The sequence below is a fragment of the Amycolatopsis camponoti genome (assembly GCF_902497555.1).
GTDB lineage: Bacteria > Actinomycetota > Actinomycetes > Mycobacteriales > Pseudonocardiaceae > Amycolatopsis > Amycolatopsis camponoti.
The window spans coordinates 482,322-498,864 of sequence record NZ_CABVGP010000002.1 but is presented as its reverse complement, the minus strand read 5'-3'; the positions used below and the strand labels follow the sequence as shown (position 1 = coordinate 498,864).

Annotated in this window: 18 protein-coding genes; 2 read left to right on the top strand and 16 right to left on the bottom strand. The window is 70.6% G+C overall.

Annotation, left to right across the window (positions count from 1 at the left end; translation table 11 throughout):
- Position 1 precedes the first annotated feature (1 nt).
- From AA23TX_RS22835 to AA23TX_RS22780, 12 genes are all read right to left on the bottom strand, one after another.
- The gene (locus tag AA23TX_RS22835; RefSeq protein ID WP_155544897.1) at positions 2–1,312 is read right to left on the bottom strand and encodes a DNA polymerase IV; all 1,311 of its coding nucleotides are present in this window, start codon (positions 1,310–1,312) and stop codon (positions 2–4) included.
- A gap of 1 nt (position 1,313) precedes the next feature.
- Complete coding sequence (locus AA23TX_RS22830) at positions 1,314–1,625, bottom strand: winged helix-turn-helix domain-containing protein (protein WP_155544896.1); 312 nt, start codon at positions 1,623–1,625, stop codon at positions 1,314–1,316.
- Entirely contained in the window at positions 1,622–2,242 is a 621-nt protein-coding gene (locus tag AA23TX_RS22825; protein ID WP_155544895.1) for a hypothetical protein, read from the bottom strand. The genes AA23TX_RS22830 and AA23TX_RS22825 overlap by 4 nt, the downstream gene beginning before the upstream one ends.
- 57 nt (positions 2,243–2,299) lie before the next feature.
- Positions 2,300–3,031 carry an ABC transporter permease gene (locus AA23TX_RS22820; protein WP_155544894.1) on the bottom strand — a complete coding sequence of 244 codons (732 nt, stop codon included), beginning with the start codon at positions 3,029–3,031 and terminating at the stop codon, positions 2,300–2,302.
- Positions 3,028–3,936, bottom strand: coding sequence for an ABC transporter ATP-binding protein (locus AA23TX_RS22815; protein ID WP_155544893.1), 909 nt, complete (start codon positions 3,934–3,936; stop codon positions 3,028–3,030). Before AA23TX_RS22815 ends, AA23TX_RS22820 begins: the two co-directional genes overlap by 4 nt.
- A 158-nt stretch (positions 3,937–4,094) precedes the next feature.
- A complete protein-coding gene (locus tag AA23TX_RS22810) occupies positions 4,095–4,391 on the bottom strand; it encodes a hypothetical protein (protein ID WP_155544892.1) in 297 nt (98 codons plus the stop codon).
- Positions 4,392–4,599: 208 nt separating this feature from the next.
- Positions 4,600–6,174 carry an alpha/beta hydrolase gene (locus AA23TX_RS22805; protein WP_230862679.1) on the bottom strand — a complete coding sequence of 525 codons (1,575 nt, stop codon included), beginning with the start codon at positions 6,172–6,174 and terminating at the stop codon, positions 4,600–4,602.
- A 153-nt stretch (positions 6,175–6,327) separates the two neighbouring features.
- Entirely contained in the window at positions 6,328–6,708 is a 381-nt protein-coding gene (locus AA23TX_RS22800; protein WP_155544891.1) for an effector-associated constant component EACC1, read from the bottom strand.
- A gap of 44 nt (positions 6,709–6,752) precedes the next feature.
- On the bottom strand, positions 6,753–8,471 hold the full coding sequence (locus tag AA23TX_RS22795; RefSeq protein ID WP_155544890.1) for an aminotransferase class V-fold PLP-dependent enzyme: 1,719 nt from the start codon (positions 8,469–8,471) through the stop codon (positions 6,753–6,755).
- Positions 8,468–9,235 (bottom strand): amino acid ABC transporter ATP-binding protein, encoded by a 768-nt coding sequence (locus AA23TX_RS22790; RefSeq protein ID WP_155544889.1) that lies wholly within the window; start codon positions 9,233–9,235, stop codon positions 8,468–8,470. The genes AA23TX_RS22795 and AA23TX_RS22790 overlap by 4 nt, the downstream gene beginning before the upstream one ends.
- Positions 9,228–10,106, bottom strand: coding sequence for an amino acid ABC transporter permease (locus tag AA23TX_RS22785; RefSeq protein ID WP_155544888.1), 879 nt, complete (start codon positions 10,104–10,106; stop codon positions 9,228–9,230). The genes AA23TX_RS22790 and AA23TX_RS22785 overlap by 8 nt, the downstream gene beginning before the upstream one ends.
- Positions 10,093–11,040 carry an ABC transporter substrate-binding protein gene (locus AA23TX_RS22780; RefSeq protein WP_155544887.1) on the bottom strand — a complete coding sequence of 316 codons (948 nt, stop codon included), beginning with the start codon at positions 11,038–11,040 and terminating at the stop codon, positions 10,093–10,095. Before AA23TX_RS22780 ends, AA23TX_RS22785 begins: the two co-directional genes overlap by 14 nt.
- A gap of 96 nt (positions 11,041–11,136) precedes the next feature.
- On the opposite strand from AA23TX_RS22780, the gene AA23TX_RS22775 reads away from it, so the two are divergent.
- Positions 11,137–12,123: a Gfo/Idh/MocA family protein gene (locus AA23TX_RS22775; RefSeq protein WP_155544886.1), complete on the top strand. Its 987-nt coding sequence runs from the start codon at positions 11,137–11,139 to the stop codon at positions 12,121–12,123.
- A gap of 61 nt (positions 12,124–12,184) precedes the next feature.
- Here the strand turns inward: AA23TX_RS22775 and AA23TX_RS22770 are convergent, their stop codons facing one another.
- Positions 12,185–13,390 (bottom strand): family 8 glycosyl hydrolase, encoded by a 1,206-nt coding sequence (locus tag AA23TX_RS22770; protein WP_155544885.1) that lies wholly within the window; start codon positions 13,388–13,390, stop codon positions 12,185–12,187.
- Between the two features lie 159 nt (positions 13,391–13,549).
- Between AA23TX_RS22770 and AA23TX_RS22765 the strand changes: the two genes are divergently transcribed.
- Positions 13,550–13,942, top strand: coding sequence for a TIGR03618 family F420-dependent PPOX class oxidoreductase (locus AA23TX_RS22765; protein ID WP_196425487.1), 393 nt, complete (start codon positions 13,550–13,552; stop codon positions 13,940–13,942).
- Between the two features lie 43 nt (positions 13,943–13,985).
- Here AA23TX_RS22765 and AA23TX_RS22760 read toward each other — a convergent pair whose 3' ends face one another.
- From AA23TX_RS22760 to AA23TX_RS22750, 3 genes are all read right to left on the bottom strand, one after another.
- Complete coding sequence (locus tag AA23TX_RS22760; RefSeq protein WP_155544883.1) at positions 13,986–14,528, bottom strand: TetR/AcrR family transcriptional regulator; 543 nt, start codon at positions 14,526–14,528, stop codon at positions 13,986–13,988.
- Entirely contained in the window at positions 14,528–16,060 is a 1,533-nt protein-coding gene (locus AA23TX_RS22755; RefSeq protein WP_155544882.1) for an acyl-CoA synthetase, read from the bottom strand. Before AA23TX_RS22755 ends, AA23TX_RS22760 begins: the two co-directional genes overlap by 1 nt.
- A 66-nt stretch (positions 16,061–16,126) precedes the next feature.
- Positions 16,127–16,489 (bottom strand): winged helix-turn-helix transcriptional regulator, encoded by a 363-nt coding sequence (locus tag AA23TX_RS22750; protein WP_155544881.1) that lies wholly within the window; start codon positions 16,487–16,489, stop codon positions 16,127–16,129.
- Positions 16,490–16,543 lie beyond the last annotated feature (54 nt).

The following is a 16,543-nucleotide window of genomic DNA, read 5'->3' as shown; positions in this document are numbered from 1 at the left end:
GTCAGCGCAGGCAGTCGCCAGGGTCGCCGCGGGTCAGGGCCGGGTCGGTCTGGGGGAACGTCTTCGCCGCGCCCGGGCCACTCGTCCGGTGCTCGAACCGGACCGTCACGCGGCCGTGGCCCGCGCCCTGGACCCAGCCCGTGCCGAACTCTTCGTGCACCACGTCGTCGCCCTGCCGCCACTCCGACGGCGGCGGGGCGGCGACCGGGGCCGCGGCGGTGACCACCGTCGAAGCCGGGGCTTCCGGAACGGAGAGACTGAACAGCGCGTCCTGGTGCGGCACCGACAACCCGCTGTACGCGACGCCCGCCAGCCGGATGCCGCCGAACTCCGCCGGGTCCAGCAGCAGGCGTTCCGCCACCGCCGAAAGCTCCGCCAAGTCGTCCGTGGGCGCGGAGATCGTCTCGGAGCGGGTCACCGTGTGCATGTCCGTGTGCCGCAGCTTGATCACCACCGTGCGGGCCACGCGCTCGGCCTTGACCAGCCGCTTGTGCGCCCCCACCGCGATCCGCCGGACCTCCGCCCGCAACGAGGCCAGGTCCTTGATGTCCGTGTCGAACGTCGTCTCCGCGCTGACCTGTTTGGTCTCGCCGCGGTCGGCCACCGGGCGGTCGTCGAAGCCCGTCGCCAGGCGACGCAGGTCGCGGCCGACCACGCCGCCCAGCGTCGCGACCGCGTCCTGTTCGGACAGTGCCGCCAGCTGCCCGAGCGTCTGGACGCCGATGAACCGCAGCTTGCCCTCGGCCACCGGCCCGATCCCCCACAGCGCGCGCACCGGCAGCGGCGCGAGGAACTCCCGTTCGGTGCCCTGCGGCACCACGAGCAGGCCGTCCGGCTTGGCTTCGTCCGACGCGATCTTGGCGATCTGCTTCCCGTTGCCGGCGCCGATCGACGCCACCAGCCCGGTCTCCTCGCGGATGCGGGACCGCAGCGAGGCGCAGAAGGAAGTCACCTCGTCGAGCGACGCGCCCGCCAGCGCCGGCGGCTCGGCGAACGCCTCGTCCAGGGAGATCTTCTCCAGCACCGGCGCCACCGACGTGACGACGGCGAAGACCTCCTGGCTGAGCCGTTCGTAGACGCGGAACCGCGGCGGCACGATCACGCCGTTCGCCGGGAGCAGCCGCCGCGCCTGGGCCATCGGCATCGCCGACTTGATGCCGAACGCGCGGGACTCGTAGCTCGCGCCCGCGACGACGCCGCGTGGCCCGGTGCCGCCGACGAGCACCGGACGCCCGGCCAGCGTCGGGCGGGTGAGCTGCTCGGCCGAAGCGTAGAAGGCGTCCAGGTCGAGGTGGATCACCCAGCGGGCCACGTCAGTCCCCGCCGGTGGCGTCCAGCAGCTGGTGCAGCGCCTTGGTGTAGCTCTCGAACGCCGCGCGCCCGGCCGCGGTCAGCCGGACCAGCGTGACCGGCGTGCGGTGCTCGTAGGCCTTGGTGATCTCGACGTACTCGGCGTCCTCGAGCTTGCGCAGGTGCGTCGAGAGGTTGCCGGCCGTCATGTCCAGGAGCTGCTGCAGGCGCGGGAAGGTGATCTGGTCGTCGGTGTGGAGCCCGGCGAGCGCGACGGTGACCCGCAGCCGCGCCTGGGCGTGGATGACCGGGTCGAGCTGCGGCAGGTCGCTCATCGGCGGCCGGACTTCTCACGGACGAAGTAGACGATCGCCGCGAGCAGGAAGCCGCCGCCACCGCAGAGCGCCAGCACCAGGAAGTTGGCCGGGAACCCGACCACCACGCTGAGCCCGGCGGAGACGATCATCCACGCGCCGAGGCCGTACATCAGCTTGTCCTGCCAGAGCATGCCGCCGGCGAGGTACAGGACACCGGTGAGCAGCAGCCAGGTGCCCGACCACAGCAGCGACACCTGGTCGGAGGTCAGCGACCCGAACTGCGTGATCCGGATGTCGATCACGCTCAGGCCGATCGAGGAGAGCGCCCAGCTGTAGCCGTACATCGCGCCGACCGTCCGGGACGGGCCGCGGATCCCCCGGCCGGCCCGGGCGCTCACGTATCCGGTGTAGGTGATCGCGAAGACGAACAGCACCGCGACGAGCACCCCGCAAAGCCAGCCGGGCACGCTCGCGGTCTGCGTCGCGAAGTAGGTGAACCCCCAGCCGAGCAGCCAGGCGAAGGCCCACGCGGCGAGCATGCGCGCGGGGCCCCCGCCCAGTTCCCGGCGGTTGCGCCGGGACTGCTGGGCGATCAGGTTCAGCGACTCCTCCGCCGACATCGGCTCGTCGTCCACCCGTCCCGCCCTTCGTCCGTGCAGACCCCTCAACGCTGCACGGAGGTTAACAAGCATTCACAGCCTGGCCGTGTCCAGCCGGAACCGGCGCACCACGACCAGGGCGGGCACGACCAGCCAGCCGGCCAGCACCAGCACCGCGAGACCCAGCCCGCCGGCGTGGGCGAGCGGTTCCAGGCCGAGCCGGCCGAGCCAGTACGTCGGGAAGAAGTGCGCCAGCGTCGCCATCCAGTCCGGCAGGACGTACAGCGGGATCCACAGGCCGCCGAGCATGCCCAGCGGCATCATCAGCGCGCCGGTGACCGCGCCGACCGTGTCGCCCTTGCCGAACAGGCCGATGGCCAGGCCGAGCACGGCGAACGGGAGCACGCCGACCCACAGCGACACCAGCACCAGGCCCCACTGCGCGGCGGTCATGTGGACGCCGAGCGCGAGGCCCGCCAGGAAGACCACGAGCAGCACCGGCAGCGCCACGGCCATCGCCGAGATGACCTTGACGACCAGGTAGCCGGGGCCGCGCATCGGCGTCAGGCGCAGCTGGCGCTGCCAGCCGTCGGTGCGTTCCTGCGCCACCCGGGTCCCGGTGAACAGGGCGCCGCCGCTCGCGCCGTACGCGGCGAGGTTGATCATCGTCTGGACGTCCGCCGCGATGCCGTTCGGCGCGATGAGCTTGCCGAAGATCGAGCCGAACAGGACGAACATCGCCACCGGCATGCCGATGGTGAAGATCGTGAACTGCGGACTGCGGACGATCCGCTTGATCTCCAGGCTCAGGTAGGTGGTGTTCACGCGGCCGCCCCTTCGGTCTCGTCTGCGGTGAGCGCCAGGAAGGCCTCTTCGAGGCCCAGCGCGGTGATTTCGATGCCGGCCGCCCGCGGGTACTTCGCCAGCAACGCGCGGATGGCGGCGTCGGAGTCGGAGCAGGCCAGCTCGGCACGGCCGGCGCGCAGCTGGACGGTCGTGACGCCGGGGAGACGCGCCAGGTCCGCTTCGGTGGCGTCCGGCACGACGGCCTTGAGCACCCGCCCGGACACCCCGGCCCGGACCTCGGCGACCGGGCCGTCGGCGACGACGACGCCGTGGCGCATCAGCACGACGCGGTCGGCGTAGTCCTCGGCCTCGGCGAGGTAGTGCGTCGCGAACAGGATGGTCCGGCCGGTGGCGGCGAACTCGCGGATGGCCGCCCAGAACGCCCGCCTGCCGTCGACGTCCATCGCGGCGGTGGGCTCGTCGAGCACCAGCACCTGCGGGTCGCCGGCCAGCGCGAGGGCGAAGCGGACGCGCTGCCGTTCGCCGCCGGAGAGCTTGCCGCAGCGGCGCTTGACGAGGTTCTCCAGGTCGGCCCGCGCGATCACCTCCGCGGCGGGCAGCGGCTGGACGTGCGTCGAGACGATGAGGTCGACGATCTCGCCGACCGTGGCGTCCCCCAGCAGCGCACCGTTCTGCATCATGGCGCCGACCAGCCCGCGGTCGACGGCCTCACGCGGGCTGCCCCCGGCGACGGTCACCGCCCCCGCGTCCGGCTTGGTCAGCCCGAGCAGCATGTCGACGGTGGTCGACTTGCCCGCCCCGTTCGGCCCGAGCAGCGCGACGACCTCGCCGCGCGCGACCTCGACGGAAACCCCGTCGACGGCGGTGACCCGCCCGAACCGCTTGGTCAGCCCTTGGAGCGCGAACGCCGGTCCCCCAGTCATGGCGCTCTCCTTTCGTCCGTGGACTTTGTATCGCAAAGTCGCTGCGAACTTTGTAACACAAAGTCCGCGCAAGTTCAAAGCCCACGTTTCTGGAAAGCACGAAAAACGGGGTGCCGGGCAGCGTGCCCGACACCCCGTCCGTCACGGGTTTCCGCAGGTCAGCCGGTGAACCGCCCGGCCACCAGACCCTGAGTCGCGCCGAGATCGGCCTTGCCCGGGGGCGTCGGCTGGAGCAGCGACCTCCAGAGCCACTCGCGGCCGCGCCAGTCGGCGACGTCGGTGGCAACGCCGGCCGCGCGGGCCTCGTCGAGACGGGACTGCTCGCGACGAGCGAGCGCGTAGCGAACTGCGACCGGGTCGTCTCGCTCGACGTCCCGCAGAGCCTCCCGGATACCCTCGGCCGTATCGCGCGGCATCATGACGGCGACCAGATCCGGCAGCTTCTCGACAGTCATGGCGTTCTCCATTTTCTTGGCTTTCCCTCTGACCCTTAGCCGGGAGACCGGCCAGATGGACAGGCCATCAGCCGCCGGAGGACACCGGCTTGCCGCCGACCTGGTCGACGGTCGAATGCGACGTGACACCCTCGACAACCCAGCCTCACAACAAAACGGGGTGCCGGGCAGCGTGCCCGACACCCCGTCCATCAGGGGTTTCCGCAGGTCAGCCGGTGAACCGCCCGGCCACCAGACCCTGAGTCGCGCCGAGATCGGCCTTCGCCGCGGTCGGCGCCGGGGGCGTCGGCTGGGGCAGCGGGGCGCACTCGACGTCGGCCGTGCGGCCCGGCTTGCGGGCCGGGAGCGCGCCTGTCGCCAGGTAGTCCGCGATCTTGTTGTCCACGCACGCGTTGCCGCGCGGGGTGATCGCGTGGCTCGTGCCACCCGGCTCCGCGATCAGCGAAGCGCCGGGGAAGCGGCCGCGGACCTCGAGGCTGCCCGGGAACGGCGTCGCCGCGTCCAGGGTCTCGTCGATCATCAGGACGCTCTGGACGCCGCGACCGTCGACCTTGGTCGGCTTGCCGGCCTTCGCGGGCCAGTACAGGCACGGCGCGTTGAACCACGCGTTCTGCCAGGTGAAGTACGGCGCCTTCGTGAACGTCTTCCAGTTGTCGATCTTCCACTGGTTCCAGCTCTGCGGCCACTGGACGTCGGAGCACTGGACGGCCAGGTAGACCGCGTAACCGTTGTCGTCGCCACGGCCGCCGAAGGCCTCGAACAGCGACTTCCAGTTCTGCCAGTCGCCCTGGTTGACGAACCGCGAAAGCGCGTCGCCCAGCAGCGTCCACCGCAGCTGGTAGTACGAGGCCTGCTGGATGACGTCGAGGATCTCGTCCGGGCCGATCACGCCGCCCGCCGGGTTGAACTGCGCCTTGAGCAGCTGCTCGTTGACCACGCGCTGCACCGCGGACTGGGTCTTGCCGAGGTGGTAGACGTCGTCGTGCTGGGCGAGCCAGCCGAACCAGATGAGGATGTTCTTGTCGAACGCGACGTCCTGGTCCAGGTTGTCGCCGTACCAGACGCCGCGCGGGTCGACGGTCGAGTCGAGCACCATCCGGCGGACGTTCTGCGGGAACAGCGTGCCGTACACCTGACCGAGGTAGGTGCCGTAGGAGTAGCCATAGAAGTTCAGCTGCTTCGCACCGAGTGCCTTGCGGATGGAGTCCATGTCCTTGACCGTGTCGGTCGTCTTCATGTTCTCCAGCAGGGCCTTCGAGTTGTTCTTCGCGCAGGCCTCGGCGTACCCCTTGGAGCGGTTCAGCCAGGTCTTCTCCAGCTGCGGGGTGAACGGCACGTACTGGGGACGGTTGTAGTCCATGTAGTTCGGGTCGCAGCTCAGCGCGGGCTTGCTGGAACCGACACCGCGCGGGTCGAAGCCGATCCAGTCGTAGGCGTCGCCGGCGTGGTTCGGCACGCGCGGGCCGCGGGTCGCGAGCAGCAGCCCGGAGCCGCCGGGGCCACCCGGGTTGGTCAGCATGACGCCCTGGTACTGCGCGTCGGGCACCTTGTGCTTGACGCGGTCGACGGCGAGCTGGATCTGCTCGCCGTGCGGCTTGGAGTAGTCGAGGGGAACCCCCAGGTACCCGCATTCGGCGCCGGCGGCGACGAGCGTGGGGTCGGTGCACGGCCCCCAGGCGATCGTCCCGGCTGCCGGTGCGGGCGCCGCGGTCGCGGCCGGAGCGGCCACGAGCGCGGACGCCACCGCGGCGGCGGCCACCGCGGCGAAAACGGTACGTCTCACTGTTTTCTCCCTTTCCCCTGCGACTTCGGGCGGGTGAACCCTAGTCCCGCCCCGGTCGTCGAGGGACGGCAAACGGGTGCAGCACGGCGAATGCCCTACGAAAGGCGGAAATCGGATACCCGGGTCACCTCACTGTCCGGAGTGGACGCTGGGTCAGCCGTGCCGCTGGACGAAGGCGTCGATCAGCTGCTGCCGCTCGGCCGACGTCGCCCGCTCCAGCTCGACCGTGTCCCCGTCGATCGTCATCGTGATCTTGTGGCGGCCCGCCTGGCGGCCGAGCCACTCGCGCAGCGTCTCCACCAGGCCCGGGAACACTCCGCCGGCCGCGCTGAACGCCACCATCAGCGAACCGACCGTCACCGGGTCGGCCGACTTCGCGCCGTCCGGTACCTCGCCCGGCACCGCCCGCAGGTCGACGTCGAGCTCGCCCAGCTCCGCCCGCAGGCGCCGGGCGAGCCGGTCGAGCTCCTCGGCGTCGGCCTCGTCGTCCGCTTCGAGCCGCACCAGCGCCCGCCGGGTGTCCGATTCGGTCATGCGCGCCATGGTCCGCTCCCGGACCACCGCGGGCAAGGCCCCGATCAGGCGCGGATTTCGTTGAGGTAGTTGTAGATCGTGTAGCGCGTGACGTCGAGGCGCCCGGCCAGGTGGTCGACCGCGTCCTTGATGAGGAAATAACCGGCTTCGTCGAGCTCGCGGACCACCGCCGCCTTGTGCCGCTTCTTCATGAGGTCCACCGGGATCCCGGCCTTGGTGACCGCGCGGTCGACGAGGAAGCGTTGCAGGCTGTCGACGTCCGGTGGGAAAGTCTCCGGTTCCCCGTTGCCGCCCGCCGGCGCGGACCCGTCGACGCTGTTGACGCACAGGCAGCCGACCGCGACCCCGTCGGCGTCGCGCAGGAACAGCGTCGACGAGCGGATCGGGCGGCCGTCCGGGCCGTGCGTGCGGTAGTTCGTCAGGTCCTGGGTGGTGCCGCGGCGGACCAGGCCGAGCAGCAGGTCGGTCATCGGGCCGCCGACGTTGCGGCCGGTCAGGTCGCCCGCGATCGCGACGATCGAGTCCGGCAGCCGGCTCAGGTCGTGCAGCAGCACCTCGTTGCCCGGCCCGAGCATCGCGGCCAGCCCCGGGATCGCGGGCACCAGCGCGGTCAGCACCTCGTGCGTCGTCGCGCCCGCGGCCGGGACGACCAGCGGTTCGCGCGGCTTCGTCAGCGTCTCCAGCGCTTCCCGGAGCAGATCCGCGGCGGCCGCCGGAGTGGAGGCGTGCGGCGAGAGCCGGACGTGCTCGGGCCGCACGGTCGCCGCGATTCCCGCCGTGGCCAGCGCCGCGCCGACCTGCTCGGCCGGGTGCCCGGGCAGGGTGAACGCCAGGATGCCCGCCCGCCGTTCAGTTGCCGAGACGACCTCGGCGCCGCAGGACGCCAGCACCTCCTCGAAGGAGGCCAGCCGCTCGGCGATCCGCGCCGCGATGGCGCCGACACCGGCGTCCTCCACCAGCTCCAGGGCCTCGGCGAACGCGCCCGACGTGATCGGGCTGAGGTTCGAAATGGACCAGGACTGGGCGGTGGCGTCCGGCGGGTGGATCTCGTCGTCGAACAGGCCGGGGTCGCGCGCCCCGGTCCAGCCCGACAGCACCGGGTCCATCCGCTCCAACGCAAGATCCGACAGCACCGCGAAGCCGGTGCCCCAGCCCGCGCGCAGCCACTTCTGCCCGCCGACGACCAGGACGTCGGCGGCCTCCCACGGCTCCTCGACCACGCCGAAGCCCTGGATACCGTCGACGACCAGCAGCCGGTCGCCGACGACGTCCCGCAGGGCCGCGAGGTCGGCGCGGAAGCCGGTGCGGAAGTCGACCGCGCTGACGCTGACCGTGGTGATCTCCGGCGTCAACGCTTCCGCGACCCGCTCAGGGGTCACATAACCGCCGGTCAGGCGGCGGACGCGAAGGCGTCCGGCCTGTTCGGCGCGCGCCCACGGGTAGGTGTTGGCGGGGAACTCCGCGGCCGACACCAGGACGTCGCCGCTGCTGTGGAACGCGGCCTGGAACAACCCGAGGCTGGTGTTCGGCAGCAGGACCGTGTGGTCGGTGTCCGAGCCGGACAGCCGCGCGGCGGCGGCCTTGGCCCGGATCTCCTGCCGCATCAGCTCGTCCACAGTGGACGGACCGGCCGTGGTGGCCTGGTCGAGCAGCGCGGCCGTCGTGTCGAGCACCGCGTGCGACGGCGGCCCGAACCGGGCGAAGTCGAGGTAGCCGGCGGGCTCGTCGAACTGGAGCAGGTACCGGGGCGAAATCCGCGTCACGCGAGGATCCTCGCCAGGAACTGCCGGGTCCGCTCGTGCTTCGGGGCGCTGAGCACCTCCGAAGGCGGCCCGGTCTCGACGACGGCGCCGTCGGCCAGGAACACCACCTCGTCGGCGGCCTCCGCGGCGAAGCTCATTTCGTGCGTCACGACGACCATCGTCATCCCCTCCCCCGCCAACGTACTCATCACTTCCAGCACCTCCCCGACCAGCTCCGGGTCCAGCGCCGACGTCGGCTCGTCGAACAGCATCAGCTTGGGTTTCATCGCCAGCGACCGCGCGATCGCGACGCGCTGTTGCTGCCCGCCGGACAGCTGCGCCGGGTAGGCGTCACCGCGGTGCCCGAGGCCCACGCGGTCGAGCAGCTCGAGGCCCTGCTTGCGCGCCTCGTCCGGTTTGAGGCCGAGGACCCGGATCGGGCCCTCGCTGACGTTCTCCAGGGCCGTCCGGTGCGCGAACAGGTTGAACCGCTGGAAGACCATGCCGATGTCGCGGCGCTGGCGGGCGACGTCGCGTTCGCGCAGTTCGTACAGCTTCCCGCCGCGCTGCCGGAAGCCGATCGGCTCGCCGTCGACCCAGATCTGGCCGGCGTCGATCGTCTCGAGGTGGTTGATGCAGCGCAGGAACGTGCTCTTCCCGGCGCCGGACGGCCCGAGCAGGCAGACGACCTGTCCCTTGTGGACGTCCAGGTCGATGCCGCCGAGGACCTCGGTGTGGCCGTAGGACTTCTTGACGCCGACGGCGCGCAGCAGCGGCTCAGACACGGGCACTCCTCACCAGCGGCACGCCGCGCAACGCCTTGCCGGCGCGGGAAAGCGGCCCGCGATCGGCCTGCCCGAAGGAGCGTTCCAGGTAGTGCTGGCCGACCCCGGCGACGGTCACCACGACCATGTACCAGACGGCCGCGGCCAGCAGCGTCTCCATCACCAGCAGGTTGTTCGACGAGATGTTGTTGGCCGCGTGGATCAGCTCGGTCACGCCGATCACCGACGCCATCGACGTACCCTTGAGCATGTTGATGAAGTCGTTGCCGGTCGGCGGGATGATCACGCGCATGGCTTGGGGCAGCACGACCCGGCGCAGGGTCGCGGCCGGCGTCATGCCGATCGACTTCGCGGCTTCGGTCTGGCCGCTGTCGACGCTGTTCAGCCCGGCGCGGACGATCTCGGCCATGTACGCGCTTTCGTTGAGCGCGAGGCCGAGGAACGCGGCGGTGAACGCGCTGATCAGCACGTTCGTCTGCTCGTGGACCAGGAACGGGATGTCGATGACCGGGAAGACGAGCGCCAGGTTGTACCAAAGCAGGATCTGGAGCAGCACGGGAAGGCCGCGGAAGATCCAGATGTAGCCGGCGGCGAACCACCGCGCGACCGGGTTGGCGCTGCGGCGCAGCAGGGCGATGACGATGCCGAGCACGATCGCGACGGCCTGCGACAGCACCGCCAGCACGACCGTGTTGAGCAGGCCGGTCGCCATCACCTTGTAGAAGACGAAGTCCGGGACCTGGTTCCACGCGATCTGCGCGTTGCCGAGGGCGATGCCCAGCAGCACGAGCAGCGCGAGGATGATCGCGGCGGCGACCCACCGGCCCCAGTGGCGGAGCCGGACGATGGGCAGCGGTTCAGGACCCGCCATTGACCGCGGCCTCCTTGATCGCGCCCTGCTCGACGCCCCAGGCCTGCAGGATCTTGCCGTAGGTGCCGTCGGTGATCAGGGCCTGCAGCGCCTTCTGGACGGAATCGCGCAGCGGCGTGTTCTGCTTGTTGACGCCGATCCCGTACGGCCCGCCCTCGATCGGCTCGCCGGGGACGACCTCGAAGAACTTGCCGTCGCCCGCCGTCCGCGAGATGTAGACGGCGCTGGGGAGGTCGTTGAGGATCGCCGCGACGCGGCCGGTGCGCAGCTGGTTCTGGTTCTGGTTGTCGCTGTCGGTCGCGGTGACGTTCAGCGCGGGCTTGCCGGCCTGCGTGCACTTGGTGCTCTGCGCCTCGGCGAACTTCTGGTGGCTGGTGCCCTGCACGACGGCGACGTTCTTGCCGCAGAGCGCGTCCGGTCCGGTGATGCCGTCCGGGTTGCCCTTGCGGATCATGATCGTGATGCCCGAGGTGAAGTAGTCGACGAAGTCGATCTGCGCCTGGCGGGCCTTGGTGTCGTTCATGCCGGCCATCGTGAGGTCGATGCGGCCGGACTGGAGGCTGGTGATGAGCGAGCCGAACGCCATGTCCTGGTGGGTCACGGTGACGCCGAGCTTGGCGGCGATCGCCTTGGCGAGGTCGACCTCGTAGCCGATCGGGGTCTTGCCGTCGGCGGCGTAGAAGTTGTTGGGCGCGGACTGCAGGTTGGACGCCAGGTGCAGCCCCGCCTGCTTGACGTTCGCCGGCAGAGCCGCGTTGAGCTGGGCGTCCTTCTGCACGGCCTGGACGATCGCGGCGGTGTCCGGGATGCCGGACGCGGGCGCGCCGGCGGCCTGCGACGTCCCGCCCGCGCCGTCCGGGCCACCACCACAGGCCGTCACCAGGACGGCCAGGCTCGCGAGCAGCACTGCCTGTGCGGCACGACAACGGGACATAACGGACCTCCACTGTTCGGCTGGCCGGAACGGTACAACTCGTTGTTGAAGAGGTCAACTGGCTGTTGAAATCTGCTTCGGTGCTAGCTTGCGCGCATGAGCCTCCGGATCGGCATCCTCGGGGCGGCGAGCATCGCCCCCGCTGCCCTGGTCAAGCCCGCTTCTTCGAACTCTTCGGTCTCGGTGAAGGCGGTCGCGGCGCGCTCGAAGGAACGCGCGCAAGCGTTTGCCACTCGGCACGGGATCGCCCGGGTGCATGCGTCGTACGAGGCGCTGCTCGCCGATCCGGACCTCGACGCCGTGTACAACCCGCTGCCGAACGGCCTCCACGGCCGGTGGACGCGGGCGGCCCTGGAAGCGGGCAAGCACGTGCTGTGCGAGAAGCCGTTCACGGCCAACGCGGCGGAGGCGCGGGAGATCGCCCGCCTGGCCGGCGAGTCCGATCGCGTCGTGATGGAGGCGTTCCACTACCGCTACCACCCGCTGGCGCTGCGGGTGGAGGAGATCGTGGCGTCGGGCGAGCTGGGCACGCTGGAGCGCGTGGAGACGGCGTTGTGCTTCCCGCTGCCGAAGTTCTCGGACATCCGCTACAACCTCGGACTGGCGGGCGGCGCGACGATGGACGCGGGCTGCTACGCGGTCCACATGGCCCGGACCTTCGGCGGCGGCGAGACGCCGTCCGTGGTTTCGGCCACGGCGAAGCTGCGGTCCCCCGGCGTCGACCGGGCGATGACGGCGGAGCTTCGCTACCCGTCGGGTCACACCGGCCGGGTGGAGTGCTCGATGTGGTCGTCGTCGGTGCTGAAGATCAGCGCGAAGGTGACCGGCTCGAAGGGCTCGCTCAGCGTGATCAACCCGCTGATGCCCCAGGCGTACCACCGGTTTTCGGTCCGGGTGGGCGGCGCTCGCCGCACGGAGAAGTTCCCCCGCCGGGCGACGTACGAGTACCAGCTGGACGCGTTCGCGGCGGCCGTCCTGCACGGCGAACCGGTGAAGACCTCGGCGGCCGACGCGGTCGAGACGATGACCGTGATCGACGAGATCTACCGCGCGGCCGGGCTCCCGGTGCGAGAGCCCAGCTGAAAGCCGTGAAGGGCACAGCGAGGGACTGGGAGTCCCTCGCTGTGCCCTTCACGGACCTTGACTAGGCGGCCACGTAGTTGCCGCTCAGGATCAGCAGTACCTGGACCGTGATCCCGGTCCCGTAGTAGTCCGTCGCGTCCGGGGACCACGACGAAACCGCCGTCCACAGCTTGTCCAGCCACGCCTGGCTGCCCGCGTCCGTCATCGCCGCCACCGCGAACGGGGCCGTGAAGCAGGGGTGCTGGCCGCTCTCCACCTTCGAGCCCGACAGCGAGTAGCCGCTCTGGATCTTCGCCGGGTCGCCGCCCGTCGCGGACTTGATCCACGTGTTCATCTTGCGGACCTGGGCCGTGGCCGCGCTCCCGGGTGCCGTGATCGCGTCCGCGCCCAGGCGCCACGGGTCGCGGCAGGCGTTCCAGCTGTACTTGCCGTCGTTCGGGCCCTCGAGGAAGTTCCCCGGCGCCGGCTTGGGCGTCGAGTTCGTGCCGACCACGAAGTCCGGCAGCAGGCCGGTGTTCGGCGCGTACGACGACTGCAGCTGGCTCACCGCCGTCTCCGACCGGGTCCGGACCTGGTCCCAGAAGCTGTCGCCGGTCGCCGCCGCGAAGGCCCGCAGGTGTCCCGGCATCCAGTCCGACGACCGCGAGCTGTTCTTGTACTCCGCGTCGTTGCCCCAGTCGCCGAGCAGCGTGAACTTGGTGCTGTTGTTGACTTCGCTCTTCTTGATGGCGTTGATGATCCGGACGGCCTCGGCCTTGTAGTTCACCGAGCCCGTGCTGCCCCACTTCTTGTCCGCGATCAGCAGGCCGTAGGCGATTTCGAGGTCGCCGTCGGTGGCCGAGTCACTGCCGTTGACGCTCTTGCAGCTCGAGTTCTGCTCGGCCGCGTGCAGGTCCTTGTTGTTGACCGACGGGTGCGCCTTCACGAACTTCAGGATCCCGTCGACGATCGAGCGGGCCGCCGGGTCCTTGTCGCCCATCATCGCCGAGATCGTCATGCCGTAGCCCTCGCCCTCGGCGACGAAGGCGTGGTCGGCGTCCTTGGACAGCACCGCGTAGGTGCCGCTGCCGCACTTGGTGGTGAGGAAGTTCTTCTTCCAGAAGTCGTAGTACTTCTGCAGCGCCTGGTCCTGCGTGGCCTGCGACACGGACGGCCGCAGGGTTCCCGGCACGTACGGGGTACCCGCGGCGGACGCGGTCGCCGGCACGCTCAGCAGCCCGGCGGCCAGCGCGGCCGTGGCCACCACCGCCCGGACGATTCTCTTCATCGGTCCTCCGTAAAGACAGTCATCGTTGGCTGCGGCGAGGGCGATCAGAGCCTGACAGAAGGTTCAAGACCAGGTCAAGACCGTTAGGAAACTTTCCTTACTATTACCGTGAGTGGCCTCACCACCGTTCGGCCACCCGGACGGACTAGCGTGGACCACATGAAGATCGACCGCGGCGCGGACTTCCGCGCCTTCTGGACCGAACGCCGGCTGGCCACCCTGACGACGGTCCGGCCGGACGGCACCCCGCACGTCGTCGCGGTCGGCGTGACCGTGGACTTCGACGCCGGCCTCGCCCGCGTGATCACCTTCGGCACGTCCGTCAAGGCCCGGCTGATCCGGGCCGCGGGCACCGACGGCGTCCCGGTCGCGGTCTGCCAGCTGGAGGGCCCGAAGTGGTCCACTTTGGAGGGACGCGCGGTGCTGCGCGACGACCCGGACTCGGTGCGGGACGCGGAAAACCGCTACGCCGCGCGCTACCGGCAGCCCAAGCCGAACCCGCAGCGCGTGGTGCTGGAGATCGCGGTGACCCGGATCCTCGGCAACGCCTGAAGAGGTCGTGAGTGAGAAACAGTGTTCTAACCCAGTTTCTCACTCACGAGGCGCGGGCGTGCACCAGCCGCGTGTACTCGGCCAGCAGCGTCGCCAGCTCGCTGTGCTCCCCCGCCGACGCCAGCTGCTGGTGCCCCACCAGCATCGCCATGCCCAGGGACGTCAGCGTCCGCGCGAGTTCGCGGTCGCCGACGATGCCCTTGACCGCCTTGCCGACCGTCCGCAGCCGCGCGGAGTCGACGCGTTTCTGCGCCGCCCGCACGGCTTCGTCGTTCGCCGCCCACGCGCGGATGGCGGCCTCGGCCTCGTGCGGCAACCCGAGCGTCAGGTCCATCAGCGCGGCGAAGTCCGCCGACGGCCCGCCGCTGCCGAAGTTCCGCTCGCGCAGGAAGAGCACCTGCCGGTTCTCCCAGTGGTCCAGGAGCTGCTCCACGAAGCCCGGCCAGCCGCCGAAGTGGTGGTAGAACGACCCGCTCGTCACGCCGAGGTCGCGGCACAGCCGGCCGACGTTCAGCTCGGTGAAGCCGTGTTCCGCCAGCACGTCCAGGGCGGCCGCGAAGTACGCCTGCCGCGTGACCGAGGGCATCAGACGTTCCGGTCCCGGTCCCGCCAATAGGGTTCGCGCAGCGAGCGCTTGAGGATCTTGCCGGTCGCGTTGCGCGGCAGGGCCGCCACGACGTCGACGCTGCGCGGGCACTTGAAATGTGCCAGCCGCTCACGGCAGAACTCCATGAGCTTGTCGGCGTCGAGCCCTTCACCGGCGACGACGGCCTTGACCTGCTCGCCCCACCGGTCGTCGGGCACGCCGATCACCGCCACCTCGGCCACGCCGGGGAACTCCGCGACGACGCGCTCGACCTCCGGCGAGTAGACGTTCTCGCCGCCGGTGATGATCATGTCCTTGACGCGGTCCTCGAGGAACAGGAACCCGCCGTCGTCGAGCCGGCCGACGTCGCCGGTGCGCACCCAGCCGTCCACGATGGTCTCCGCGGTCGCCTCGGGTTTGCCCAGGTAGCCCGCCATCCGCTGCTCGGTGCGGATCCAGACCTCGCCGGTGGCACTGTCCTCGAGCGTCACCGGGTCGACGATCCGGATGTCCACACCGGACAGTGCGGTGCCCGCCGACGCGAGCCGCTCGGGGCGCGAGGCGTCCCGGTGCGCCTCCGGGTCGAGCGCGGTGACCGCGCCGGACAGCTCGGTCATGCCGTAGACCTGCGCGAACCGGACGTCCGGCCAGGCCGCCAGCACCGTGCGCAGCAGCGGGAGCGGCATCGGCGACGCGCCGTAGCAGAGGTACTTCAGCCGGGAGAACGCCGTGAGCGCGGCCTCGCCGCCCTGCGCGATCCCGGCGACCACGGCGGGCACCAGGAAGGCGTGCGTGATCCCGGCCCGCAGCGCCGCGAACAGCGACGCCGCGTCCGGCTCGCGGGTCAGGAAGGACGGTTCGCCGTAGAGGAACCCGGAAACGGCGTAGCAGCTGCCGCCGACGTGGAACAGCGGCATCGCGACGAGGTTGACGTCGCCCGGGCTGATCGGGAACGCGGTGCCCGCGGCGAGGCCGTGGGCGAGGACGCTGCGGTGCGTGAGCACCGCGCCCTCCGGGAAGCCGGTGGTCCCGCTGGTGTACATGACCAGGACGCCGTCGTCCTCGTCGAGCCCGGACCCGGTGTGCGGCTCGGCGCTCGCCAGGAACGGCTCGTATTCGTCGAGGACCACCACGCGCTCGAGGGCGGGCAGCCGGTCGCGGATCCCGTCGAGGACGGGCAGCAGGTCCGTGCCGACGAACACGACCTTCGCGCCCGAGTCGTCGAGGACGTAGGCCAGTTCGTCGCCGGACAGCCGCCAGTTCACCACGGCGTTGGCCGCCCCGATCCCCGCCGCCGCGAACGTCGTTTCCAGGCAGGCGGGGTGGTTCTTGTCGACGAACGCGACGCGGTCGCCCTTTCCGACACCGGCTTTCGCGAGGGCGCCCGAGAGCCGGCGGACCCGCTCGTCGAACTCCGCCCAGGTCCAGGACTGCTCACCGAAGATCAGCGCGGTGTCGCCCGGGCGTTCCCGCGCCCAGTGCGCCAGGAGTTCGCCGAACAGCCGGACGCGAGGGCGGACATCTTCGAGCATGGGCGTTCCCTTCGGACCGGCACTGGACCGTAGACCGGTCTATGGTGCGTCGCGGTGGCCCGTCCGTCAACGGGCAAAACGGCCGCGGGCGGCTTCGATGTCCGCGAGGTAGCGCTGCGTCCAGCCGCACATGCTGTCGACGGTCGCGCGCAGCCCCTGACCCGGTTCGGTGAGGGTGTACTCGACGCGAGGCGGCACGGTCGGGTGCACCTCGCGCTCGACCAGCCCGTTGCGCTCCAGCATGCGCAGGTTCTGGGTGAGCATCTTGTGGCTGATGCCCTCGACCGCGTCCCGCAGCTCGCTGAAGCGCAGGGTGCGGTCACCGAGGGTCTCGATGATCAGGAACGCCCACTTGTTGGCGACGTCGGAAAAGATCTCGCGCGCCAGCGAATCCGCGCGGGAAAGGTCCGCGTCCTGCTTGGTCACCATCTGGTTCCCCCGTCACCGAAAAGTGCCTTCTTCCGTACCGTCCAACACTCTCCT